Annotated in this window: 19 protein-coding genes and 2 tRNA genes; 12 read left to right on the top strand and 9 right to left on the bottom strand. The window is 71.8% G+C overall.

Annotation, left to right across the window (positions count from 1 at the left end):
- Window positions 1–63: 63 nt before the first annotated feature.
- Entirely contained in the window at window positions 64–2,703 is a 2,640-nt protein-coding gene (locus ACQPW6_RS16450) for a fibronectin type III domain-containing protein (RefSeq protein WP_433890389.1), read from the bottom strand.
- 179 nt (window positions 2,704–2,882) lie between these two features.
- On the opposite strand from ACQPW6_RS16450, the gene ACQPW6_RS16445 reads away from it, so the two are divergent.
- The 4 genes from ACQPW6_RS16445 to ACQPW6_RS16430 all read left to right on the top strand — a co-directional run bounded on the left by ACQPW6_RS16445 (window position 2,883) and on the right by ACQPW6_RS16430 (window position 6,164).
- On the top strand, window positions 2,883–3,563 hold the full coding sequence (locus tag ACQPW6_RS16445) for a hypothetical protein (RefSeq protein WP_433890388.1): 681 nt from the start codon (window positions 2,883–2,885) through the stop codon (window positions 3,561–3,563).
- A gap of 225 nt (window positions 3,564–3,788) precedes the next feature.
- On the top strand, window positions 3,789–4,409 hold the full coding sequence (locus ACQPW6_RS16440) for a dihydrofolate reductase family protein (RefSeq protein WP_433890387.1): 621 nt from the start codon (window positions 3,789–3,791) through the stop codon (window positions 4,407–4,409).
- Between the two features lie 61 nt (window positions 4,410–4,470).
- Window positions 4,471–4,794, top strand: a complete 324-nt coding sequence (locus ACQPW6_RS16435; protein ID WP_433890386.1) for a YciI family protein — start codon at window positions 4,471–4,473, stop codon at window positions 4,792–4,794.
- 56 nt (window positions 4,795–4,850) lie between these two features.
- Complete coding sequence (locus tag ACQPW6_RS16430) at window positions 4,851–6,164, top strand: RNA polymerase sigma factor (protein ID WP_433890385.1); 1,314 nt, start codon at window positions 4,851–4,853, stop codon at window positions 6,162–6,164.
- A gap of 21 nt (window positions 6,165–6,185) precedes the next feature.
- Here the strand turns inward: ACQPW6_RS16430 and ACQPW6_RS16425 are convergent, their stop codons facing one another.
- The gene (locus ACQPW6_RS16425; protein ID WP_433890384.1) at window positions 6,186–6,641 is read right to left on the bottom strand and encodes a group II truncated hemoglobin; all 456 of its coding nucleotides are present in this window, start codon (window positions 6,639–6,641) and stop codon (window positions 6,186–6,188) included.
- A gap of 168 nt (window positions 6,642–6,809) precedes the next feature.
- Here ACQPW6_RS16425 and ACQPW6_RS16420 point away from each other — a divergent pair, with 168 nt between their 5' ends.
- Entirely contained in the window at window positions 6,810–7,871 is a 1,062-nt protein-coding gene (locus ACQPW6_RS16420) for a hypothetical protein (RefSeq protein WP_433890383.1), read from the top strand.
- 67 nt (window positions 7,872–7,938) lie between these two features.
- Here the strand turns inward: ACQPW6_RS16420 and ACQPW6_RS16415 are convergent, their stop codons facing one another.
- The 3 genes from ACQPW6_RS16415 to ACQPW6_RS16405 all read right to left on the bottom strand — a co-directional run bounded on the left by ACQPW6_RS16415 (window position 7,939) and on the right by ACQPW6_RS16405 (window position 10,458).
- A complete protein-coding gene (locus ACQPW6_RS16415) occupies window positions 7,939–8,556 on the bottom strand; it encodes an ALF repeat-containing protein (protein WP_433890382.1) in 618 nt (205 codons plus the stop codon).
- Window positions 8,557–8,687: 131 nt separating this feature from the next.
- A complete protein-coding gene (locus ACQPW6_RS16410) occupies window positions 8,688–9,338 on the bottom strand; it encodes an HAD family hydrolase (protein WP_433890381.1) in 651 nt (216 codons plus the stop codon).
- 265 nt (window positions 9,339–9,603) lie between these two features.
- The gene (locus ACQPW6_RS16405) at window positions 9,604–10,458 is read right to left on the bottom strand and encodes a patatin-like phospholipase family protein (RefSeq protein ID WP_433890380.1); all 855 of its coding nucleotides are present in this window, start codon (window positions 10,456–10,458) and stop codon (window positions 9,604–9,606) included.
- An 82-nt stretch (window positions 10,459–10,540) separates the two neighbouring features.
- Here ACQPW6_RS16405 and ACQPW6_RS16400 point away from each other — a divergent pair, with 82 nt between their 5' ends.
- A complete protein-coding gene (locus ACQPW6_RS16400; RefSeq protein ID WP_433890379.1) occupies window positions 10,541–11,101 on the top strand; it encodes a TetR/AcrR family transcriptional regulator in 561 nt (186 codons plus the stop codon).
- Between the two features lie 110 nt (window positions 11,102–11,211).
- The gene (locus ACQPW6_RS16395) at window positions 11,212–12,261 is read left to right on the top strand and encodes a phosphotransferase (protein WP_433890378.1); all 1,050 of its coding nucleotides are present in this window, start codon (window positions 11,212–11,214) and stop codon (window positions 12,259–12,261) included.
- Window positions 12,262–13,212: 951 nt separating this feature from the next.
- On the opposite strand, the gene ACQPW6_RS16390 is transcribed toward ACQPW6_RS16395, so the two are convergent.
- Together ACQPW6_RS16390 and ACQPW6_RS16385 are read right to left on the bottom strand one after the other, a co-directional pair.
- Window positions 13,213–13,285, bottom strand: a tRNA-Glu gene (locus ACQPW6_RS16390).
- A 165-nt stretch (window positions 13,286–13,450) separates the two neighbouring features.
- Window positions 13,451–13,801, bottom strand: coding sequence for a metallopeptidase family protein (locus ACQPW6_RS16385; RefSeq protein WP_433890377.1), 351 nt, complete (start codon window positions 13,799–13,801; stop codon window positions 13,451–13,453).
- Window positions 13,802–14,058: 257 nt separating this feature from the next.
- Between ACQPW6_RS16385 and ACQPW6_RS16380 the strand changes: the two genes are divergently transcribed.
- The 4 genes from ACQPW6_RS16380 (at window position 14,059) to ACQPW6_RS16365 (ending at window position 19,578) form a co-directional block, all read left to right on the top strand.
- Complete coding sequence (locus tag ACQPW6_RS16380; protein WP_433890376.1) at window positions 14,059–14,727, top strand: hypothetical protein; 669 nt, start codon at window positions 14,059–14,061, stop codon at window positions 14,725–14,727.
- Between the two features lie 587 nt (window positions 14,728–15,314).
- Window positions 15,315–17,657, top strand: coding sequence for a DEAD/DEAH box helicase (locus tag ACQPW6_RS16375; protein WP_433890375.1), 2,343 nt, complete (start codon window positions 15,315–15,317; stop codon window positions 17,655–17,657).
- Between the two features lie 175 nt (window positions 17,658–17,832).
- Window positions 17,833–19,410, top strand: coding sequence for an FG-GAP-like repeat-containing protein (locus tag ACQPW6_RS16370; protein ID WP_433890374.1), 1,578 nt, complete (start codon window positions 17,833–17,835; stop codon window positions 19,408–19,410).
- 95 nt (window positions 19,411–19,505) lie between these two features.
- Window positions 19,506–19,578, top strand: a tRNA-Lys gene (locus ACQPW6_RS16365).
- Window positions 19,579–19,792: 214 nt separating this feature from the next.
- Here the strand turns inward: ACQPW6_RS16365 and ACQPW6_RS16360 are convergent.
- Complete coding sequence (locus ACQPW6_RS16360) at window positions 19,793–21,181, bottom strand: hypothetical protein (protein ID WP_433890373.1); 1,389 nt, start codon at window positions 21,179–21,181, stop codon at window positions 19,793–19,795.
- A 19-nt stretch (window positions 21,182–21,200) separates the two neighbouring features.
- On the opposite strand from ACQPW6_RS16360, the gene ACQPW6_RS16355 reads away from it, so the two are divergent.
- The gene (locus ACQPW6_RS16355; RefSeq protein WP_433890372.1) at window positions 21,201–21,476 is read left to right on the top strand and encodes a hypothetical protein; all 276 of its coding nucleotides are present in this window, start codon (window positions 21,201–21,203) and stop codon (window positions 21,474–21,476) included.
- A gap of 133 nt (window positions 21,477–21,609) precedes the next feature.
- On the opposite strand, the gene ACQPW6_RS16350 is transcribed toward ACQPW6_RS16355, so the two are convergent.
- Window positions 21,610–23,142: a site-specific integrase gene (locus ACQPW6_RS16350; RefSeq protein WP_433890371.1), complete on the bottom strand. Its 1,533-nt coding sequence runs from the start codon at window positions 23,140–23,142 to the stop codon at window positions 21,610–21,612.
- Window positions 23,143–23,160: the final 18 nt, after the last annotated feature.

Raw genomic sequence — 23,160 nt, 5'->3', positions numbered from 1 at the left:
CGGGCATGAGCACGGGTACTCAAACCCCGCCGCGGCGGCCCGAGTCCGGCCGCCGCCGCCTGGTCAGGCCGGGGTCACCTGGATCGCGTCGAACGTGTTCTGCGTCAGGCTCGTCACCAGCCCGACCCCGCCCCGGCCGAGAGCGACGCCGCTGTCCCGGCGGACCAGCGTCCCGTCGAGCCACAGCTCCAGGACGTCCCCCGCCGCCCGGACGGCGACCTCGGCCGCCGCGCCGACCTGCGGGAACGCCGCCGGCACCGGGTCGCCGACCTGCGCCAGGACGCCGTCGCGCTTGACCGACAGCCGGGCGTTGCCGTCGGCGCAGAGCCGGTACTCGTAGTAGTTCGCGTCGTCCTGGAAGCGTGCGACCACCCCGACGAACGTGTCCGCCCGGTACCCGGGATCGGAGTACCACACCACCGGCTCGACGGTCGGCGTGACGGTGACCGCGAACGCGTAGTCGGTCCAGCTCTGGTCGCCCGCGACGAGCAGCGCCGGTTCGCCGATCGTGTCGCCCTGCGACTCGCCCTCGGTCAGGCTGGTGTTGGCGATCACCGGCCCGTGGGCGCCGTCGGTGACGTCCCAGTCCCCGCGGCCCTCGACGATCCGCCACCCGTCGGGCGGCCGGTGGCCCAGGTCGGTGGTCTCGCCGGCCCGGATCCGCGCCTTCCACGGCAGCCGCACCGCCCCGCCGACCGCCACCTGGACGCTGCTGGCCACATCGGGCTCCGCGGCGCTCGCCGCGGTGACCGTCACCGACCCGCCGGCCGGGATCCGGGCCGGCGCGGTGTAGGTGCCGTCCGCCGTCACCGTGCCGACGCGGCTGTCGCCGCCGGGCCGGCCGTCGACCGACCAGCGGACCTGCTGGGTGGTGCCCTGCGTCGGCACCGCCACCAGGTGCACGCTGTTGCCGACCGGCACGGTGCCCGGGCCGGGGAACGGGAACACCACCCGGGTGGCGGTGAGTTGGGCCCGGTAGGGCCGGTCGAGGCCGAGCACCAGGACGCTGTGGAAGTCCAGCCGCGGCACCCGCACGGTGACCTCGCCGGCCGCGTACCGCCAGGACACCGGCTGCTGCCGGGCCGAGCCGACGGCGTCCGGGGTCAGCAGCGTGACGCCGGCCGGGCGGCGGTCGGCCGACACCGTCACCGTCAGGTCGTGCTGCGTGCTCATGCGGCCGGCGGCGTTGTCGAAGTCGCCGTTCACCACGTGCACGATCCGCCGCCCCGGCTGGTCGAACGCGGACAACCGCACGTTCGCGGCGCTCACGCTCAGCGTGTCCGGCGTGATCGCCCGGAGCCCGCGCCGCAGTTCGTGGTGGTCGCGCTGGAAAGCGGCGAGGTTGGACTCCAGCGTGAACACCCCGCGCACCAGGCCGTCGAGCGCGTTGTACATGCTGCGGCCGGCCGCCGGGAAGCCGCCCGCGGCGAGGATCTGGGCGGACGCGATCCGGATGAACGCCGGCCAGGAGGCGAAGTCGTGCGGCCCCCAGAAGATCGTCGGCGTCGCGTAGTCGATGAAGAACACGAACGGCTTGGGCGCCACCTTGGCGATGGCGGACCGCAGTTGGGGGATGAGGTTCGCGGTGCCGTCGAACAGCGCCGTGCTCTCGGCGGCCGGCACGTCCAACCCCTGGAGCCGGAACGGGTAGTTGCGCAGGTAGTAGTCGACCGCCTCGGCGCCGGTGTTGGTGTCGCCGTCGAGCGCGGGGAAGTCGGCGCCGCCGTACGTCGAGTTGGCCGACAGGTAGACCGTCCGCCCGTGGTTCTGCCGCGCCCACTGCTTGATCGCCCGCATCGCCGGCGCGATCACGGAGGTGTCGGTCGGGTACCACTCGTCGAACTCGATGCCGTCGAACCCGGCCCCGATCTGCCGCTCCGCCTTGAAGACCAGCTGCTTGACGGCGCTCGGAGTATCGCTGACCAGGTGGTACACCGGCCCCTTGCCGAGCGGGTCGCCGGACGCCTCGGCGGGATCGACACCCGGCGCGAGCGTCTCCAGGTCCGGTTCCCAGTAGCTCGCCGACACCCCGGCGCCGAGCAGCGCGCCGTCCTGCGCCAGCCGGACGAGGCTCTGCCGGACGGCGGGGAAGCCGCGGTCCTCGTACTCGGTGCCCACCCACTCGTACTGGGCCCGGTGGACGAAGTCCGGCGCGACCACCCGGGTGAGCCGCCGGTTGCGGGCGTCGGACGCGTTCTGCTCGAACATCCACACCTCGACCTGGTCCAGCCGGGTCGGCGGGGTGGCCGGCGCGTTGGACGGCGCCGACCAGCGCCGGCCGTCGAAGGTCGCCAGCGCGAACCAGTGCCGGGTGTCCGGGTCGAGCCCGCGCAGGCTGAGCCGGTGGTAACCGTTGGCCGCGCCGACCGGGCGGAGCCCGCCGATACGCCGGGCGGTGTGCCAGGTCGAGGCGTCGATCGGCCGGTCCGCGGACCGGAGTTCGTACTGCACCGCGCGGGCGGGCGGGCTCCAGCGCAGGGTGATCCCGGCGGAGTCCACCGACTCGACCGCGAGGTCGGTCACGGCCGCCGCCTCCGGGCGGCCCCCCGGCGCTCCGCCCAGCGGCGGCCGGCCGCCGGCCGGTTCCGCGCCGGCCGGCTGCGCGCCCATGAGCCCGGCGGGAACGGCCACCAGGCCGGCCCCGACAGCCGCGATGGTGAGGAACGTCCGGCGATCGAGACCGGGTTGACCTGGCGTGTCCACGAGACCCTCCGACTGGCGATGGAGCAGGTTCTGACATCGTTGTCTATTACCCTCCGCAGGTCCGGACGAGATGTCAAGATCCCGTCAGGGCCGGGAAATCGGCCGCGGTGGAGATGCTGGTGGGGCGGTTGGGGAGTGCTGCCGGGGCCGAACCCCCGGGTTCGTACGAGGCGCCTGCCATGCTCGTCGGCGCAGGACGAGGAGGCGGCGCGGAGCGCCGCGAGGGCCGCGCGGCGGCCAGGACGGGGAGGCATACGGTGACGTTCCAGGCGCTCGGCGAGTTCACCTGCGTACCGGAGTTCAAGCGCAAGGAGACGACGTTCGACCTGCACGTGAAGGGCCGCTCCGGGCCCGTGGCGCGGGTGCGCAAGGCGGGCGTCACCGACTCGCTGCGGCCGTACGCCGTCTACGAGGGGCCCGATCTGGACCAGGCGGCCGGCTGGGTGAACGCGTACCAGGCGGGCGGCGCCGAGGGCGGGATCGTCGGGGAGGTCCAGCGGGAGTCGAGGGCGCTGGCCGAGGACCACCTCAGCGTCTCCCATGCCGGGCTCCCCGCGCTGAAGGGCCGGCCCGAGGGACTGCAGACCCGGGTGACCCGGACCTTCCCGGTGAACGTGGTGGCGGGCACCATCGGGGCCGGCTACGTCCTCGCCACCCGGTACCGCTTCAGCGCGCCCGGCTGCGCGGGCTTCTCGGTCGGCCGCAAGCAGGGCGTCAGGTCGGCGTACACCGTCAAGATCCGGGACCCGCGGATCAACCGGCTGGTGCCGTTGATGTGCGTCGTCCACATCGCGGAGCAGCTGTCCGGGGATGTGCGGCAGGGGCTGGCGAACATGACGAGTAATCCGTTCAAGACCTGAGTACGGGGCGGGGGGTGCCGGGCCGGGGGCTTGCTAGGCGGGGGGTGCCGGGCCGGCGGGGGCCGGCCGGGGCGCCGGGAGCGTCGTGCCGCCGGATCGGGCGGCGGGTGCTGGAAACTTCTCCTGAGGAAATCCGGGCGGGGGTGTCGGATCGGGGTGGCCGCGTTCGTAGCAGGGGTGAAGGCCGCCCACGCGGGGCGGCGCCGAAGCAGAGGAACCACGATCATGAAGCTCACGACCATGACCCAGGTCACCGTCGACGGTGTGATGCAGGGGAACGGCGGCTCGTCGGACGAGGACCGCAGGCACGGGTTCGAGCGCGGCGGCTGGGCGCTCGGGGCCGGTGACAAGGACACCCACGCGCTGATCAACCAGGCGTACGCGCGGGCCGACGCGTTCCTGCTCGGCCGGCGGACGTACGAGCTGTTCGCCGAGTCGTGGGGGAGCCGGAAGGTCGAGGACGTGCCCGGCTGGGAGCCCGTCCACCAGGCGCTGCACAACCGGCCCAAGTACGTGGCCTCCGGTACGCTCGCCGGCCCGGAGTGGTCGGGCACCACCGTGCTGTCCGGTGACGTCGAGGCCGCCGTCCGGGAGCTGAAGGCCAGGCCCGGGGGTGAGTTGCAGGTGCACGGCAGCGGCACGCTGTTCCGGTCGCTGCTCGCGAGCGGCCTGGTCGACGAGATCACGCTGATCGTGGTGCCGGTGGTCCTCGGCCAGGGCGCGCGGTTGTTCCCGGCGGACGGCCCGGACCTCGCGCTCGACCTGGTCGAGTCGCGGGTCGACTCCAAGGGCGTGACGATCCAGGTCTTCCGGCCGGCCGGACGCCCGCAGTACCCGACGGCCTGACGTCCGGCACCACCCTCACCCCTCACCCTTCACCCCTCATTTCATTGGAGATGATCCTCAGATGCAGTACCTGCTTTCCGTGATCCATGACCGGCCGAGCCTCGCCGTCCCGGAGGAGGAGGCCGCGATCGACGTGTTCAACGAACGGCTGCAAGGCGAGGGCAACTGGGTCTTCGCCGGCGGCCTCGCGATGCCCGACACGGCCACCGTCCTGGACAACCGGGGCGGCCAGGGGCTGGTCACCGACGGGCCGTTCCTGGAGTCCAAGGAGTACCTGGCCGGCTTCTGGGTGATCGAGGCCCCCGACCTCGATGTGGCGCTGGCGCTCGCCGCCGAGGGATCGCGGGCCTGCAACCGCAAGGTCGAGGTCCGGCCGTTCCTGTGACGGACCCTGTGACGGACTCTGCGACGGACCCTGCGACGGACTCTGCGACGGACTCTGTGATCGACGTCCGGGAGGCGGTCAGCCGGGCCCACCGCGAGGAGTGGGCCCGGGTGGTCGCCGCCCTGACCAGGCGCTTCGGTGATCTCGACATCGCCGAGGAGGCGGCGGCCGAGGCGTTCGCGACCGCCGTCGAGCGGTGGCCGGGCGACGGCGTGCCGCCCAACCCCGGCGCCTGGCTGACCACCACCGCCAACCGCAAGGCCATCGACCGGCTCCGGCGCGAGAACAAGCGCCAGGACAAGCACGAGGAGGCTCAGATGCTGTCCGACGACGAGCCGCCCGAGCCGCTCGGCGCGATCGACGACGACCGGCTCCGGCTGATCTTCACCTGCTGCCACCCGGCGCTGGCGATGGAGGCCCGGCTGGCGCTGACGCTGCGCATGGTCGGCGGCCTGACGGTGCCCGAGATCGCCCGCGCGTTCCTGGTGGCCGAGAGCGCGATGGGACAGCGGATCACCCGCGCGAAGGCCAAGATCAAGGCGGCGCGCATCCCGTACCGGGTGCCGTCCCCGGAGGATCTGCCGGCACGGGTGTCCGGCGTGCTCACCGTCCTCTACCTCGTCTTCAACGAGGGGTACCTGGCCACCGGCCCCGACACCGATCCGGTACGGCACGACCTGACGGAGGAGGCGATCCGGCTCACCCGGCTGATCCGGGTCCTGCTGCCGGACGACGGGGAGGTGGCCGGGCTGCTGGCGCTGATGCTGCTCACCGAGGCGCGGCGGGCGGCGCGGGTGTCGGCGGGCGGCGAGCTGGTCGCGCTCGACGAGCAGGACCGGGGGGCGTGGGATGCTCAACTCATCGCTGAGGGGCACGGGTTGGTGCGGGAACGGCTGGCTGCTGTGGCTGCGGGGGCGGCCCCCGGGGCTGCCGCTGCCGCAGTGGCCGGGGCCGCCGCCGGGGTTGGCGCCGACGCCGGTGCGGGGGCCGGGGTTGCGCCTGGCCGCTACCAGATCCTCGCGGCGATCAACGCCGTGCACACCTCGGCCCGGGACATCCGGGACACCGACTGGTCGCAGGTGCTCGCCCTCTACGACCAGCTCGCCCGCGTCGACCCCTCACCCGTCACCGCACTCAACCGGGCCATCGCGGTGGCCGAACTCGACGGCCCCGAGGTCGCGTTGGCGATCGTCGACCGCCTCGCCGAGCCGCTGGCCGGCTACCACGCGTACCACGCCACCCGGGCGGACCTGTTGCGGCGGCTCGGCCGCAGCGGGGAGTCGCGTGCGGCGTACGACCGGGCGATCGAGCTGGCCGGCAACACCGCCGAGACCGCGTATCTCGCCCGCCGCCGCGGCCAGTTGGGGTAACAGGCCGGGGGTGACGCTTCGTCAGGCCAGCCCGTCCCAGCTCCAGCGAGGCGTGGGACCGGGGTCGCCGAGGTCGGTGCCCTCAGGGTCGGCCGACACGTCCCGGGCGATCCTCGTCCCCCAGTCGAAGTAGGCCATCACCTGCTGCCGCAGGGCCCCGTCGTCGGGAAGCTCCTTGTCGACGGCCCGCGCCATGAGCTCCATCCACCGCACCCGCTGCTCCTCGGTGATGCCCAGCCCGAGATGCGAGCGCAGCAGCGCCTGGTGCCCGCCGAGGTCGCGGGTGAACGCCTCCGGCCCGCCGAAGACCTCGTCGAGCCAGATCGCCACATGCTCGATGTGCGTCCAGGTGAAGTCGGCGAAGACCGGCGCGAGCACCGGATCGGCCAGCACCTCGTCGTAGAAGCTGTTGCTCAGCCGCCGCAGCACCTCGACCCCGCCGACCGCCTCGCTCAAAGACCCGCCGCGCCCGCCCATGGTCCCCGTCCCCTCACTTCACTCCACCCGGCCCGCCGACCCCCATGATCCCACCAGGCCGCCCCCGAAATGCGGCCGCCCGGCCGGCTTCGACGAAAGCCTTCAGCGCCACCGCCGCTGCGGCTACCGTGCAGGCATCGGGTGGTCGGGCGGCAGGGGGCTGATCGGGTGCTCAGCGAGCAGGACGTACGCGCGGCCGTTCAGCGGCATCTCGACGGCCGCCCGGGGGCGGCTGAGGTGGGCCTCGCCGGCCCGGCGGCCCTCACGTGGTGCCCGCTGCTCGAAGGCACGACCGAGCGTCTGATCGAGACCCGCACCGAGAGCCGGCAGACGCAGGACGGCGCCGTCGATCTCGCGAAGCACCCCGTGTCGAAGCTGCCCGTGTACGAGGTGCTCGACGACTACGGGCTCGATGCCCCCGTCCACCCCTTCGCCGCCACGACCGTGAAGCTGCTGAAGCAGGACTCGCTGAACGACCGGCTCTGTCCCTGTGGGAACGGCAGAGTCACCTGCTCGCGCTGCCAGGGCCAGGGCCATGTGCCCTGCGAGGTGACGATGTCCTGCACCGGCTGCCGCGGCCTGGACCCGTGCGTGCGCTGCCAGGGCACCGGCAAGCGGCGGAAGTACGCCACCGCCAGGCCCGGTGGGGTCAGGACCACCTGCCGTGAGTGCGGTGCGGAGGGCGCCGCCTGCGCGGAATGCCAAGGGAAGGGACGCATCGGCTGCACCGACTGCGGGGGCCGCGGCAGGCGCGACTGCCCCGACTGCAAACGCACCGGGACCGTCGTCCACCCCCAGTGCAAGGGGACCGGCGGCAGCGTGACATGGACCCAGGGCGTCATCGCCAGGCGCGTCCACAAGGCGCGAATACGCTTACCCGCCAACGGAGTTCCGCTCGCGGCCCGGCTGCTCGCCCGCGATGCCGGCCGGTGGCAGAAGATCACCGTGAGCCGCGACGAGAAGCTGCCGGAAGACCTCGCCGACCAGTTCCCCGACCTGCCGCCCCGCCTGAACCGGCGCCCCGGCGAGCTCGCCCGCCACACCGCTCTGCGCCACCTGCCCCTGGCCCGGATCACCGTCCCCCAGCAGCCGAACTGGGTCTACTACGTCTTCCCCGGCGAGCACGCCCCCCACGTACGCGCGCTGCCTTCGCGCCAACGGACCTGGCAGTTCGGCGGAGCGGCGCTCGCGGTTCTGGCGCTGGTGGTGCTGGTCCTCACCCTGACGTGAGCACTCCGGGACGCGGCGGTCCGCCCGTCGAGGTGACGTCGACGAACGGACCGCCGTGACGCGGTTGCTAGCCGTCGACCTCGTACTGGCCGACCTCGATGAACTGCCGCAGGGCCTCGGGTGAGCCGTCGTCCAGCACGGCGTAGATCGCCTGGCGCATGGCGTCGCTGATGCCGGGATCGGCGAGCATGGTGAAGACGGCGACCCGGTCGTCCTCGGCCTGCGCGAGCCGGTACCCCGTCGCCAGGAACGCGCGGAGGGCTTCGGGGCTCCCGTCGTCCAGGGCCTTGGTGGCCTCGCGATGAACGGCCACACCGGTGTCGGGGTCGGCCAGGATCCGGAAGATGGCGACCCGGTCGTCCTCGGCCTGCGCGAGCCGGTACCCCGTCTCCAGCCAGGCGCGCATCTCCTCCGCGGTCCCGTTGTCCAGGAGTTCATCCGCCTCCCGGGTCACCCGCTCCCCGCTGGCGGGGTTGCCGAGTATCTGGAGTATGGCGATGCGCAGGTCGTCCTCGTCCATCCCGTCATAGCCGGACCCCGGATCCGACGCCGCGGCGGCAACCGGAACAGACGACGCGGCGGCGCTGGGATGCGGCGTGCCGGCGGCGAGGGACGGAGTGGCGAGCAGCAGCGTCGAGGCGAGGGCGCCAGTGGCGACGGCGAGAGTCGCGCGGGTCAGTCGCAAGAGAATGAACCACCTTGTACGTAGTCGCAGAACGGTCCGTTCGTGAACAGCCCAGTGATTGTCCCCGCCGGCCCCGCCGCGAATCACTGCCCGGATCAAGCAATCTGCGCGCCCTCTTCCCGCGGGGCCGGTCACCCCTCGGCGATGAGCGTCGGCAGCTTGCGCATGTCGGAGAAGACGGTGGTGCCGGGGCCCTCAAGGCGTTCGGCCGGGGTCAGCCCGCCGGCATAGCCGAAGGCCCGCATGCCGGCGGCGCGGGCAGCGAGGACGCCGGGCCGGCTGTCCTCGACCACCGCGCAGGCCGCGGGATCGACGCCCATCTGCCGAGCGGCGTGCAGGAACAGGTCGGGCGCGGGCTTTCCGTGCGCCACTTCGGTGGCACTGTAGATGCGGCCCGCGAAGCGTTCGTAGAGTCCGGTGCGCCCCAGGGTGTGCCGCATCTTCTCGTGCGAGCCGCTGGAGGCGACACAGGTCGGCAGGGTGAGCGCGTCGAGCGCTTCCGGCAGGCCGTCGACCGGGGCGAGCCCGGCATCCACGGCCTCCCGGTGGAGTTGCTCGAACCTCTTCGACCAGATCGCGGCCGTGTCCTCGCCGAGCCGAGCGGCGACCTGCTCGCGGTTGGCGGCGTGCGAGCGCCCGATGAACCGGGCCACCACCTCGTCCTCGGTGAGCGGCCAGCCCAACTCCGCGCCGAGGGACACCTGGACACGCGCGGCGATGCGCTCGCTGTCGACAAGCACGCCGTCGCAGTCGAATATGACGAGTTCAATGGGCTTGATCATCCCGGCAGCATAGGGCGTGCCGCGTTCAAGCAGCGGTGTTGCCCCTGGCGCGCTCGGCCAGGAGCGCATCCCATCCCCGAACCCGCCGCCGGCCGGCCTGCCGGCGCCACGGGTGACCGTGGCGCGGAAGACGTTCAGCCGCCGCTCGTCCGGCTCTGTGCCCCGTGCTCGTTGCGCTCGTCCGTGCGCCGGACGTTCTTCTCGATCTTGCGGGCGACCTCCGCGTCGAGGTCCACGCAGCACCACTCCGGAGATCGGGCGGCGCTCAGTCCGTGTCGGATCCGGTCTTCCACGCGAAGTCGAGCTGCTCTGCGGCATCGGCGGCTTGGCGAAGGCCCGCCTGGTAGGCCGGCTCCCAGACCGTCCGGTCGTTCATGTCCGAGCCGAACGCGCGTGTTGACGCCGGATCGGGCTCGATGGTCACCACTGTGCGCGCCCCGGCGACCGCCAGCTCCCGGTGGAGCAACTCGCGGGGGAACAGGTGCGCCTGCGGGTCGATGACGACGAGCGTGCGGGCTCCGGCCGCGAGGCCGGCGTTGGTCGCCGACCGCAGGGAGCCGTCCATGTACCGGCGGCCGCTGATGGTGATCGGTGGGTAGATGCCCGGGAAGGCCGTGCTGGCCGCCACGGCGGAGGGCAACGGTGCGCCACTGGCACGGTCGAGGACCTTCGGCTCGCCTGTCTCGGTGTCCATCACAGTGATGAGCAGCTTCCGGTCCGGCCATCGGTCCGCGCCGACCATGGCGCGCATCCGGTCGACATGTGCCTGCTCGGGGCCGGTCTCGGCGGCGAGCGCGATTCTGCCCGCCCCGCGCCACGCCTCGACCGGGTTCGAGGCGGCATCGCCGAGCACGGCGAACACCTCGCCCAGCCGGCGCCCGTCCACCTGGGGCGGGGTGCCGTCGGAGCCGGCACGGCGCACAGGGGTGACGAGCCGGCCGGGGTCCTGACCGGTGGCCAGCAGCGCGCCGATGATCGCGCCGGTCGAGGTGCCGACGATCAGGTCAGCCTCGCTGAGATCCACTCCGACACTGCGCAGTCCGCAGGCCAGTCCGGCCGTCCAGGCCGCACCGACGGGGCCTCCGGCGCCGAGTGCGAGTGCGCGGTCGTGTGCGTACACGACTGTCTCCCTCCGTTATTGAAACAGTCGTACCATATATTGAGGTGGACTCAGATCCGCACGGCCGAGAGGGTGATCCACCGTGGGACGACCCCCCGATCCCGACCGGCGGGAGCGCACGCTGGCACGGGCGACCGACTACGTACTGGCCCACGGCCTGGCCTCGTTGAGCCTGAGGCCGCTGGCCGCGGCTCTCGACACCAGCCCGCGGATGCTGCTCTACGACTTCGGCAGCAAGCAGGAGCTGGTGGCGACGGTCCTCGCCGAGGCCCGCCGTCGTGGAGCGACCCGGTTGACCGAGCACCTCCCGCCGAAGTCGGCCTCTCCGGAGGAGAGCGTGCGCGGCATCTGGGCCTGGATCAGCGCACCGGAGCGCGCCCCGTACGTCCGGCTGATCTTCGAGGTGCACGCCGACGGCCTGGCCCACCCCGAGAACTACCCCGATCAGGCCGAGGCGATCACCGGCTGGTTCGACACCCTCGGCGCCACGTTCCGCGACATCGCGACCGGCCCTGACGACACCGTCACCCCCACGCTGGTCATGGCCGTCGTCCGGGGCCTCCTGTTCGACCTCACGACCACCGGCGACCACCGCCGCACCGACCGCGCCCTGGACCGCTTCTGCGAACTGCTCCTGCACTGAAGAACGAGGACGGACGATCACACGGTGTCCGCAGGTCACACCACAACGCGTTCACGACACGGCCCCCCGGCTCCCCGTCTTCTCCACGTCGTGTGGCTCGGTAGCCTGCGGTGGTGAGCAGCGGTACAGAAGGACACGTACGGCCCGGTGGTGCTGCGGACGATCTGCCGTTCCTGGCGGGGGTGTTCGGGCTCGGTGAGGTTCACGACGTTCGGTACCTGGCCGAGGGGCTGATGAACCGGAACTGGCGCGTCCGGACTGCGCGGGGTGAGTTCGCGCTGAAACTGATCGTGGACGTGCCGGTGGTGAAGGCCCGTAGGAGCCTGGGGGTTCTCCAGCCGCTGGCTGCCGCGGGGTTGCCGGTGTGTGCGCCGTGTCTGACCGCGGCGGGAGATGCGCTGGCCGAGATCGACGGCCGGAGTTACTGCCTGTTGCCCTGGGCGGCGGGTGTGCACCGGCCGGGCACCACGCTGGATCTGAACGAGGCGGCACGGCTGGGTGTGTTGCTCGGAGAGGTTCACCGGAGTCTGGCGATTCCGGAGGCGGCTCTGCCACCGGCGGCCGAGGTGCCGCGGGCGAAGGTGACTGCCCCGGAGTCCGCTTTGGCGGAGGCCGATCGTTTCCAGGAAATCATCGCGCGGTTGGACGAGCCGTCGCCGTTCGACCTGGCCGCCGCCACTGCGCTGCGTCGGCGCAAGGAACTGATCGCCGAGTGGGCCGGCCGGCGTCCGGCGGTTGAGGTGCCGCGCGGACCGGTGGGCTGGACGCACGGGGACTTCCAGCACCTGAACCTGTTGTGGCGGGGCCCGGTGATCTCCGCGGTGCTGGACTGGGACCGGCTCGGCGTGCGCCCCTACGCCGAGGAGGCCGTGCGCAGCGCGCAGGTGCAGTTCGGCACGGAGGACGGCCGTTTGGACCTCGGCCGGGTGGCGGCGTTCGTGTCCGGCTACCGGTCCGTGGTGCCGGTCTCGGACGCGGATCTCGCGGATGCCGCCGAGCGGCTGTGGTGGAAGCGGATGTCGGACTTCTGGCAGCTCCAGTGGCACTACGACAAGGACGATCACGGCCCGGACCGTCTGTGGGTGTCCGGCGAACGGTTGCTGGAGTGGTGGACGGGCTCGCGTGACGTGGTGCGGGACGCGTTCATCGCCCGTTCGTAGCGGTTGGCGGTTGGCGGACTCAGAAGGCCGATGATGCCGGCGTCCCGGCAGACGAAACGGCGGCCACCCCGTCAGGTGCGGTGCGCCGCCGGGCGGTTGGGCAGCGGCCAGGAGAAGGACGACGTGCGGCCACGTGGTGCGCTTGCGGCCAGGTGTGTGGTGCCCCCCACGGGATCGCGTGCAACTGGCGGCCGGTCTGACCAGCGCCTCCCGGCGGGCCGGCTGGTGGTCGAGGGTCGTTTCCGTCCGGCGGCGTGGGACGGGACGCGATGGCGGAGGCTGCCGTGGAGCGGGCGGTGACGCTGCGCGCCGTGACGTTGATCATGGGCGCGATGATGGGCCTGCCCAACCGGCTGACTGATGCACCACAGACGCCTCCAGGCTCGGTCTACTGCTGTTCGCCCGGGGGCCGATCAGTCTCGTGGGGGCGAGCCGTTCGGCGTGCGCGCGGGTGGTCGTTCCGCGACCGCAGCCGATGTCGAGCACGGTCCCGCGCGGGCCGGTGGCGGCCAGGTCAGCGATGACGTGGGCGGGATGTGCACCCGCGGGTGACGGGCGTACGGGAGCTGGCAGCGGTGGTCGGCTCCGCGGCCTGAGCGCAGCGGCCGATCCCGCCGGACGGCAGAGCGGCGGGTGGAAAGCGGTGCAGGCTGGCGACACGGCGGCGCGGGATCTTCCCAGCACTCAAGACGCCGACCTGCTGGACGACCTGCCGCATCTGGCGGCGCTGAATCTGGCCCGAGCGCTCCAGAAGCTGCCGCGACCGTTGTTCGAGGTCATCGGGCTGCGGATCCAAGTGGACCTCGCGTCCGACGACGTGACCGTCACGATCACCCGGCCGGCCGAGGCACTACCCGAGCCGGCTGAAGGCGCGGAAAGGGTCGAAATGGCCACGCAAGCCACGCACCGGCTTCCTCGGAGCGAGGAAGCCCAAAGTGCCGTGGCTGTAGGTACCCCCAACGGGATTCGAACCCGTGCTACCGCCTTGAAAGGGCGGCGTCCTGGGCCACTAGACGATGAGGGCTAATTGGCCCGCCAATGGGCGCCTGGGGCGCACGTCGGGGACGCGAGAAGCATATGGGATGGGGCGGGGATCGCCAAAACGGTTTCGGGTGGGGGGTTGCGGGGGTAAGGGCGGGCGGCCCCGGGCTGCTCGTGCGGGGTGGTGGGCGCTCCGCGAGGGGGCCGGTCAGCCCCAGCCGAGTTCGTGGAGGCGGGCGTCCTCGATGCCGAAGTGGTGGGCGATCTCGTGGACCACGGTCACGGCTACCTGGTGGACGACCTCGTCCGGGGTCGTGCAGTAGCGGAGGGTCGGGCCGCGGTAGATGGAGATGCGGTCCGGGAGCACGCCGGCGTACCACTCGCCGCGCTCCGTCAGGGGCGTCCCCTCGTACAGGCCGAACAGTTCCGGGCCCGCCGGGTCGGACTCCTCCTCGACGAACACGGCCACGTTGTCCATGACCCGCGTCAGCTCCGGGGGGATCGTGTCCAGGGCCTGGCTCACCAGTTCTTCGAACGCTTCCCGCGACATCTCCAGCACAAGGCCCATTGTCGGGGACGCCGCCCTCCGCCGGGTGGCAACGGCCCCGGCCGTCCGTTCCCGGCCGTCGAGCCCGCCGAGCCGATCACGCACGCCGTGGCATACGCGTCAGGCATACCGGGCGTGTCGGGCGTGTCCTGGCGGGCGCGTGCCGCGTTGGGCACGGGGATACGACATCCCCCCGCATCCCCCCGCACGGGTGCCCGCGCCCGCAGCCGTACGCGCGCACCCCCGTACCGAGCCCGAGGTGCATGCACGTGCTCCCAGCCCCAGCCGAAGCCCCCGTCCAGCCTTCCGGCCCGGCCGCCGGCCCCGCCAGAGGCAAAGGCGACGGCAACGGCAACGGTCATGGCGGCGGTCATGGCGGCGGCGAGGGCAAAGGCCGGGGCCGCGCCGGGCTCCGCGCGGCCGTCCTGGTGGCGGTCGTCGCCGCCGGAGTCGCCGCCTGCGTGAGCGCGGGCAGCGAGTCCGACCCGAAGGCGCCGCACCGTACGCCGGTCAGCGCGGGCAGCGTGGTGGCCGGCCCGCACGGCGCCGACGGCGGCGGAAACGGCAGCGGGACGGGCTCGGGGAAGGGCAACGCGGCCGGCGGGGGACAGGGCAAGGCGCACCAGGGCGTCAACGGTGCCAAGGTCGCGTCACCCTCAGGCGGCCCGGGCGCCCCGGCCGCTCCGGGCGGCGCCTCCGCCCCGGCGGCGGCCGGCGGCCTCACCCCGACGCCCCCGGCCGGCTCGGCCAGCCCACCGCCCACCGAGGAGCAGTCCCCGACGGACCCGCCGGCGTCCCAGCCGCCGTCCGACGTCCCCACCACCGATCCGCCCAGCACCGCCCCGACCGACGGCCCCCCGTCCACCGACCCGGGTGGCTCCCCGGACCCGGGCGAGGGGGCCCGGGCCAAGCACGGGCACCAGGGGAGGGGCCACTGAACGCGCGCCCCGGGGGCCGGGGCTCGCGGCGGGGCTCGCGGCGGGCTGTGCGTACGCGGGTGGCGCCGTACGCGCGTGGCGCCGTACGCGGGTGGCGCCGATCACACCTAGCGCCGTACGCAGGTGGCGCCGCTCACACCTGCCGCCGATCGCTCCCAGCACCGCTCACACCTGGCGCCGGGGGCGTACACCCCCCGCCGAGGCGGTCGGCCGCACCGGAGCACCGGGCCGCACCGGAGCACCGGGCCGCACCGGAGCACCGGGCCGCAGCGGAGCACCGGGCCGAACCGGGGCATCCGGCCGGGGCCCCCGGCCGCACCGGAGCCGCCCGCCCGCGCCCCGCGCCTCGGACCGGCGCCCCCATTCCCCCAGGTCAGCGCCGTCCCCCGCACCCCCACCGGAGGTGATTGGCTAAAGCTCCGCCCAGTGCGTATGCTGGTAGATCGTTTGATCCCCTTGCCTGGCGCCTGAACCGATGCGCGCCCGTGGCGCGTTCCTTTTCTCCTGTGGCTGACCGCATAGAGGCGGTTGTAAGCAACCTGCGGAGCTGGCGCGTGCCGTAAGTCTCCGAGAGGTTTTGCTTCAGCATGTCCCTTGACAGTGCCGACCGTTCCGCCATGCCCGTGAACGCCACTTCCGTGGCCGACGCGCCCGAGAACGCCGCCGACGCCGCCGCCCCGGCCATCACCACCACCATCGACATCGACCCGGCCGCCGAGCCGGCCGCCATCGAGGACGCGCCCCAGGCCGCCACCGACGAGGCGCCCGCCGCGGCCACCGACACCGACGCCGCCGCCGAGGAGGCCGCCGAAACCCCCGGCATCACCTTCGGCGACCTCGGCCTCTCCGAAGCCGTCGTCCGCAAGCTCACCCAGAACGGCGTGACGACCCCCTTCCCCATCCAGGCCGCCACCATCCCGGACGCCCTGTCCGGCCGTGACATCCTGGGCCGCGGCCGCACCGGCTCCGGCAAGACCCTCGCGTTCGGCCTGCCGCTGCTCACCCAGCTGGCCGGCACCCGCAGCGAGCGCCGCCGCCCCCGCGGCGTCATCCTCACCCCGACCCGCGAGCTGGCGATGCAGGTCGCCGACGCGCTCCAGCCGTACGGTGACGTCCTCGGCCTGAAGATGAAGGTCGTCTGCGGTGGCACGTCCATGCAGAACCAGATCTACGCGCTCGAGCGCGGCGTCGACATCCTCGTCGCCACCCCGGGCCGGCTGCGCGACCTGATCAACCGGGGCGCCGCGATCCTGGACGCGGTCCAGATCGCGATCCTCGACGAGGCCGACCAGATGGCCGACATGGGCTTCCTGCCCGAGGTCACCGAGATCCTCGACCTCATCCCGGCCGGCGGCCAGCGGCTGCTGTTCTCCGCCACGCTGGAGAACGAGATCGACTCGCTGGTGCGCCGCTACCTGGTCGACCCGGTCACCCACGAGGTGGACGCGGCCCAGGGCGCGGTCACCACGATGAGCCACCACGTGCTGGTGGTGAAGCCCAAGGACAAGACGCCGGTCACGGCCGCGATCGCCGCCCGCAAGGGCCGCACGATCATCTTCGTCCGCACCCAGATGGGCGCGGACAGGGTCGCCGAGCAGCTGATCGAGTCCGGCGTGCGCGCCGACGCGCTGCACGGCGGCATGACGCAGGGCGCCCGCACCCGCACCCTGGAGGACTTCAAGGCCGGCCGGGTCAACGTGCTGGTCGCCACCGACGTCGCCGCCCGCGGCATCCACGTGGACGGCATCGGCCTGGTGCTGAACGTCGACCCGGCCGCCGACCACAAGGACTACCTGCACCGCTCCGGCCGCACCGCGCGGGCCGGCGAGTCCGGCACCGTCGTGTCGCTCGCGCTGCCGCACCAGCGCAAGCAGATCTTCCGGCTGATGGAGGACGCGGGCGTGGACGCCACGCGGCACATCATCGGCGGCGCGGGCGTCTTCGACGAGGACGTCGCCAGGATCACCGGCGCGCGCTCGCTCACCGACGTGCAGGCCGACGCCGTGCAGAACGCCGCCACCCAGGCGGAGCGCGAAGTCGCCGACCTCACCAAGCAGTTGGAGCGGGTGCAGCGACGCGCCACCGAACTGCGCGAGGAGGCCGACCGGTTGACCGCGCGCAGCGCGCGTGAGCGCGGCGAGGACCCGGAGGAGGCGGTGGCCGCCAAGGCCGCCGAACTCGCCGCCGAGGCGGCCGCGGCCGAGGCCGCCGCCGCACAGGTGCCGGAGCCGCGCGAGGAGCGCTCGTCGTACCCGCCGCGGCGCGACGACCGGGGCAACTTCGACCGGCGTGATGACCGCCGTGACGACCGGCGGGACAACCGCGGCCGTGACGACCGCCCGCCGTACAACAACCGCGACCGCGACTCGCGTTCGTCCTCGTCGTCGTCCGGCTCCTCGTCCTCGTCCTCGTACGGAAACCGCGACTCGCGGTCGTCGTACGGTTCGCGCGGCGACGACCGGCGGGACAGCCGTCCGTCCTACGGCGCCTCGCGCGGCGGCGACTCCCGTCCCTCGTACGGCGGTTCGCGTGACCGTGACAGCCGCCCGTCGTACGGTGCCCCGCGTGATCGTGACTCGCGGCCGTCGTACGGTGCGCGTGGCGACGACCGGCGCGACAGCCGTCCGTCCTACGGTGCCTCGCGCGGTGGCGACTCGCGGCCGTCCTCCTACGGTGACCGCGACCGCCGCCCCTCGTACGGCGCGCGCAGCGACGACCGCCCGTTCAACCGCGACCGCCGCGACAACAGCCGCCCGTCGTACGGCGACCGCGACCGTCGTCCCTCCTACGGTGACCGCGACCGTCCGGCGTCCTCGTCGTACAGCCGCGACAACCGCTCGGGTTCCGGCTCCGGTTCGGGCGGCGCGTCCGGCCCGAGCACGTCCGGCGGCTCGGTCGAGCGCAAGCCGCGGTGGAAGCGGAACGGCTGACCGCGCCGTACGGCCCCGCCCGGTGAACGCCGGGTGAAGCGCCGCTGACCTGTGAACGGGCCCCCGTCCCGCGCCAATCCGCGCGGGACGGGGGCCCGTTCTCCTGCTTTCGCTCACCTGTGCGTCTGCTGTTAGAGTGTGCCGCTTTGTTCCTACAGTGGGGGGTTCTGACGTCGTGAGGATCAAGAGACTGCCGCGCGTGCGGCGGGCGTTGGCCGCGCTGGCGGCGGCCGGGGCGCTGCTCGGGGGCGCGTTGGTGGGCGGCGGGGCGCAGAGCGCGTCGGCGGCGGGGGCGCAGCCGGTGCCGTCGTGGCTGATCGCCCTGCAGTCGAACAATCTGCGCTCGGACACGTACCGCGCCTGTTCCGGCGTCCAGTTGACGCCCACCTACGCACTCACCTCACCTGACTGCTTCACCGGCCGGACCCAGGACGACATACTGACGCGGTACCACGGCGGCAGCCCGAACGAAGGAACGGGCGACCCCAAGTACGTCATCCACCCGCAGTACGACTGGCAGACCCGTGAGGCCGCGTTCGCCGTCGTGCAGGCGCCCTCCATCCCGGTGAGCTACAAGACGGGAACGGGCACGCCGGTGCTGGCGAGTACGGCGGACAGGGCGCTCTACTCGCCGGGAGCCGAGGCGGTCTTCTACTCCTGGACGGCGCCCAACGGCCAGTACGTCGAGCGGCACGCGCACAACGAGCGGGTGGCGATCCTGTCGGCCGCGACCTGCGCGAAGTCCCTCGGCCACACTCCCGCCCCCGGCACCTTCTGCACACTGCCGGCCAAGGGTGCGACGGCGCCCGGTCACGCGGACCAATGCCTCGGTGACGCGGGCGGCGCGCTGGTCGCGGGCGGCAAGCTGATCGGCATCTCCGCCACCATGGCCACCCATTGCGTGGGCACGGACGGCGTGCGCGTCTACACCAACGTCACCGCGTACCGGGGCGAGATGCTCGGTTGGAGCCGCGACGCGGCCATCCTGCCGGACATGAGCGGTTCGGTGATGGCCCGCCAGGACCTGGGTGGTTGGGGACTCGTCTCGTCCTGCGACCTCGATCAGTCCGGCCGGCTCAGCGGCTGCCAGCCGAACTACGGGATGACCTACTACAACCACGTGCAGCTCAACTACGTCACCCAGGCCGGCGACCTGGACGGTGATGGCGTCGGGGACCTGCTGGCCCGGACGCCGGGTGGCGGCCTCTACGTCTACCACCACCCCGACCGCGGCTCGTTGGACGAGCTCCCCCGCACGTACCTCGGCGGCAACTTCAACCGCTACACGTCGCTCATCGCCACCCGCGACCTGTCCGGCGACGGCTACCCCGACGTGGTCGCCCGCGACGGCTCCGGCAACCTGTGGCTCTACCGCGGCACGTCCGCCGGCACGCTGTCGGCCCGGACGCTGCTCGGCACGGGCTGGAACGCGTACAACCTAGTCACCGGCCGCGGCGACCTGTCCGGCGACGGCCACACCGACCTGGTGGCCCGCGACAAGTCCGGCACGCTGTGGCTCTACCGCGGCACGGGCAAGGGCGGCCTGGCCGCCCGCACGAAGATGGCCACCGGTTTCGGCGGCTACAAGGAGATCGTCGCGAGCGGCGACATGGACAACAACGGCTACGGCGACCTCTTCGGCCGCACCCCCGGCGGCGGTGTCTTCCTGATCAACGCGAACAACCGGGGCGGCCTGTCGACCCCGAAGCTCTACGCATACACGTACTACAAGCCCTTCACCCAGATCAGCTAGCCCACCCCACCAGCCGTGCCCCCGCCCCCGGCCCCCGGCCCCCACCCCGATTCCGACTCGGCCCGCACCCCACCCTGCGGCTATGCTGCGGGGGCGGGCCGTTAGCTCAATTGGCAGAGCAGTGGACTTTTAATCCATTGGTTGTGGGTTCGAGTCCCACACGGCCTACGGAGTCCGGCCTCCTCGGAGGCCGCTGACCTGCGGGTTTGGTGCCCCGGTTGCCTGAAGGCGGCCGGGGCACGGCCGTGCCGGGGGCCGAGCGTGAGCGATGCGTGAGCGGGCGCGCGACCGCGAGGTTGGGGTGGCCGCTGCCACGTGGGCATCTGCTGTGGGGTGGATCGGTGACAAGCTCGACTGCACAGCGCCGCGATCCTGCCGGTACCTACACTTCCTGCGACCGCTGACGGCGTGGCCAGGCGTCTACAGCCTGCTCAGGTCGGTGTCGCTGTAGCCATTTGCGGGCGGCCTCGTCATTGAATCCGTGGGATCGGAGGACATCGAGGGCCGCTGCTCGGACGGCTCGCGCGTCGTCTATGCGGTTGAGGTGGGCCTTCATGCGCGTCACTACGTCGTCGTGTTCGTACTCGTAGCGGCCGTTGACCTTCTGCGCGAACAGGGGCAGGAGCTTGTAGTAGCGACGTTCGCTAACACCGACCTGCGTCCAGGGGTACCGCTCCGGAGCCTCCCCCTTCCTGTACTGCATCACCACGATGCTTGCCTTCCGGCGCACGTATCGGCGGGTCGCCTCTGCTCCCCGGGCCGGATCGAATCCAGGGCGGATCAATTGTTCGAGCAGGGTCGCGGCGGCAGAGGTCCTGTCCGGTGCGTGTGTCAGACGCTGAATGTGGGCAACCTGCCGTGGGTAGGCCATCGCGATGGCGCTCGCCAGTACGGGCTCGTCCCCCTTGATATAGCCGTGCCAGTAACCCTTCAAGACCATCTGGCATGCGATCTCGTAAGGGGTCGAAATGGGGTCAATGGTGGTGGTCGGTATGCCGTGGCCATGGATTGCCTTCGCGAACCTGCTCCATGGCCTGTCAGCGGGGCGATGAACTTGCTCTGTCCAGATGCGGGCAGTAAATGCCCAATCCGCCGGTTGCCGTGTCATCGGAGCTGCGATCAGGATGGGCTCAAGGGCTGCGAGTGGTGAGGTTTCACCGCCGGTCTTCGCTTCATCCAGCAGTAGCTCGATGAGCCGTCCTTCATCCTCGGTCTCGTTCGTCACCCAGATGAGACGACGGGAGATTTGGAACCACCATCCCTCGGCAGCGAGCCCGAGGATCGGGACATAGAAGTGAGCAGCTGGGTCCATAACGCGCCGGAACACTTCTTTTCGCTGCTCAGGGTCCACGAAAGTGCCCAACCAGCCGAGGACATAGTCACCCGACAGGCGTCCTGTCTGCGACGTTCCGGCGACAAGCTGGCCTGCGATCCAGAGCGCGTCGGCGATAGAGGCCGCCTTCGGAACAGGGTCGGCCAAGGCTGAAACCTGCAAGACAGTCGCCATCTGGGGGTTCACCGGATCGGGGACCTCCCAGACTCGCGCCCCCGGTTCTATCGAGCCGACCTGCAAGTCTGGGACGTCCACGAAGGGCAAACCATTCGGCTCGAAGACGGAGGTTGTCCGGCGCAGAGGATGGAAGCTGCGGCCCGACAGGAGGTCAATCTCTCGGCCGGCCTGAGCGAGCGCGTCCTTCACCAGCTCACGGTCAGGGCTGCCGCCGATCAGTTGCGCCGCCTCGTCGATGAGGCTCTCAGACCAATGTCCCATCTGGGCAGTATACGAGGGCATGGAGAACCAAAACCAAGGTAGGCGGGCGCGTTCTTACGGGTCTGAACAGCTGAGCATGCGCGCGCCGGAGAACAACTCCGACTTGTCGCCGCGCTTCAAGCTGATCTTCTCTACGGTGGCTGCACTGACAGTTCTGGCACTGATCTCGAATGTCGTATTGGCCGCGTTCGGCGGTGACTCTGAGCAGGTGAGCGCCGCAGCGGAGGCATGTTCCAGGACGTACATGATGGGATTCGGGGCGATCGTGGGGCTCATCAGCGGTAAGGCGACGTAATACCTCCTTCTGTGGAATCAGCGAGCACGCTCGTCGCCTGTGGAGGAGATATCCGTCAACTTCGCCGCTACCTAGATCCGCTGGGAGACTCCGGATGACGTCCATGATGTCCTCCTGGCATTGGCAGCAGCCTTCACTGCTGACGGAGCCTCATTCGCTGCACTCGCCGGGCGCGGGGGACGAGGGCCGCGGCCTTCTCCGCGACCTCCCGGTCCAGCTCCGGGAGGAGGCTCGTGTAGGTGTCCGAGGTCAGGGCGATTGTGGAGTGGCGCAGGACCTCCTTGACCGTGTGGATGTCGCCGCCGCCCGCGTGGGTGAGGGTCGCGGCGACGTGGCGGAGGTCGCGGAAGGTGATCGGGGGGAGATCGGTCGTCGCGTGGATGCGGCGGAAGGTCTCGGAGACCATTTCCGGGTGGAGCCAGGAGCCGTCCTCGCGGGTGAAGACCTTGCCCGTGTCCTTCCAGGCCGTGCCCCACTTCTTGCGGTCCTTCTTCTGGCGCTTCCGGTGGACGCGGAGGGCGGCGATCGTCAGGCTGTCCAGGGCGATCGTGTTGGCGCTGCCGTCCGTCTTCGGCTCGGCCTCGTACGGGTCCCAGCCGTCGACCACGATCTCCTTCGCCGGGGTGATGAGGCCGGCCTTGAGGTCGACGTTGCTCCAGTCCTGGCCGACTGCTTCGCCGCGACGGAGGCCGCGGAAGCCTACGAGGTGGAAGAGGGCGTACAGCCGGTCGTCCTGGGCGGCGTCGAGGAAGACGCCGAACTGCTGCGGCGTCCAGACCATGACCGGGCCGGGAACCTCGCCGGTCTGCCGCCACCGCCGGACGCGCTCGTCCGTCCAGAGCAGGGGCTTCGGCCGTCGGCCCGAGGCGAGTTCGACGTGGGAGGCCGGGTTGAAGGTGATGAGCTGCTGCGCGATGGCGGAGTTGAGCGCGGCGCGCAGGGTCCGGCGTATCGCCTGCTGAGTGGAGGGGCCGGTCACCTTGCGGAAGGGCGGCATCTCGGCGAGCTTTGCCCGTTCCGCCGCAAGTCGTGCCCGTTCGGCGGCGACGGGCCGTCCCGGCGCACTCGGTTTGCATTGGGCGATCTGTGCGCGCCGGGCCGCGTTCTCGGCCGCGATGACCTCGTTGGCGTCAGCGATCCCGTCGAACATCTCCACGAGGTGCCCGACGTTGAGCCGGTCGAGCCGGACATGGCCTATGCGCGGCTTGAGGTGGACGTTGATGTGCGACGCGTAGCCGTTGAGCGTCGTCCTGCGGCGCTTCTTGGACGCGAACCAGAGGTCCAGCCACTCGCCGACCGTCGTGCCGCCGCGTAGGTCGAGCCCGGACCGGAGGCGTCGGCGGATCTCCTCGACGTTGGGCAGCGGCGCCTTCTCCTCGACCAGGCGCTCCAGGAGGGCTGCAATGCGTTCGACGCTGTCCAGGTCGTCGGTGTCGGCGAGGCCGAGGAGTGTGCGGACGTGGTCCAGGTCGGCCTGAGCCGCCTTGAGACTGTCGTAACCGGCCCGGTTGAAGGAGCGACGCGTGCCGTCCGCACGTGGGGGAAGCTCCTGCCGTACGGAGTAGGACCCGTGCTTGCGGTTCGCGAGCTTGGGGCACGCCTTCCCGAGCGGCCGACCAGTTTCGGCGTCGCGGCAGTAGCACCGGCGGTGAGTCGAGCCCTTCATGGTGCTTCCCCCAGCAGG

The organism is Streptomyces sp. CA-111067, assembly GCF_050956065.1.
In the GTDB taxonomy this organism is placed as follows: Bacteria; Actinomycetota; Actinomycetes; order Streptomycetales; family Streptomycetaceae; genus Actinacidiphila.
The sequence above is the reverse complement of the archived record's forward strand: the minus strand, read 5'-3'. Positions and strand labels throughout refer to the sequence as shown.

Coding starts and splice junctions, on each gene's coding strand:
- ACQPW6_RS16445 (WP_433890388.1), top strand. CDS start 2,883: ATGCTCGTCGGCGCAGGACGAGGAGGCGGCGCGGAGCGCCGCGAGGGC.
- ACQPW6_RS16440 (WP_433890387.1), top strand. CDS start 3,789: ATGAAGCTCACGACCATGACCCAGGTCACCGTCGACGGTGTGATGCAG.
- ACQPW6_RS16435 (WP_433890386.1), top strand. CDS start 4,471: ATGCAGTACCTGCTTTCCGTGATCCATGACCGGCCGAGCCTCGCCGTC.
- ACQPW6_RS16425 (WP_433890384.1), bottom strand. CDS start 6,641: ATGGGCGGGCGCGGCGGGTCTTTGAGCGAGGCGGTCGGCGGGGTCGAG.
- ACQPW6_RS16410 (WP_433890381.1), bottom strand. CDS start 9,338: ATGATCAAGCCCATTGAACTCGTCATATTCGACTGCGACGGCGTGCTT.
- ACQPW6_RS16375 (WP_433890375.1), top strand. CDS start 15,315: ATGTCCCTTGACAGTGCCGACCGTTCCGCCATGCCCGTGAACGCCACT.
- ACQPW6_RS16360 (WP_433890373.1), bottom strand. CDS start 21,181: ATGGGACATTGGTCTGAGAGCCTCATCGACGAGGCGGCGCAACTGATC.
- ACQPW6_RS16355 (WP_433890372.1), top strand. CDS start 21,201: ATGGAGAACCAAAACCAAGGTAGGCGGGCGCGTTCTTACGGGTCTGAA.
- ACQPW6_RS16350 (WP_433890371.1), bottom strand. CDS start 23,142: ATGAAGGGCTCGACTCACCGCCGGTGCTACTGCCGCGACGCCGAAACT.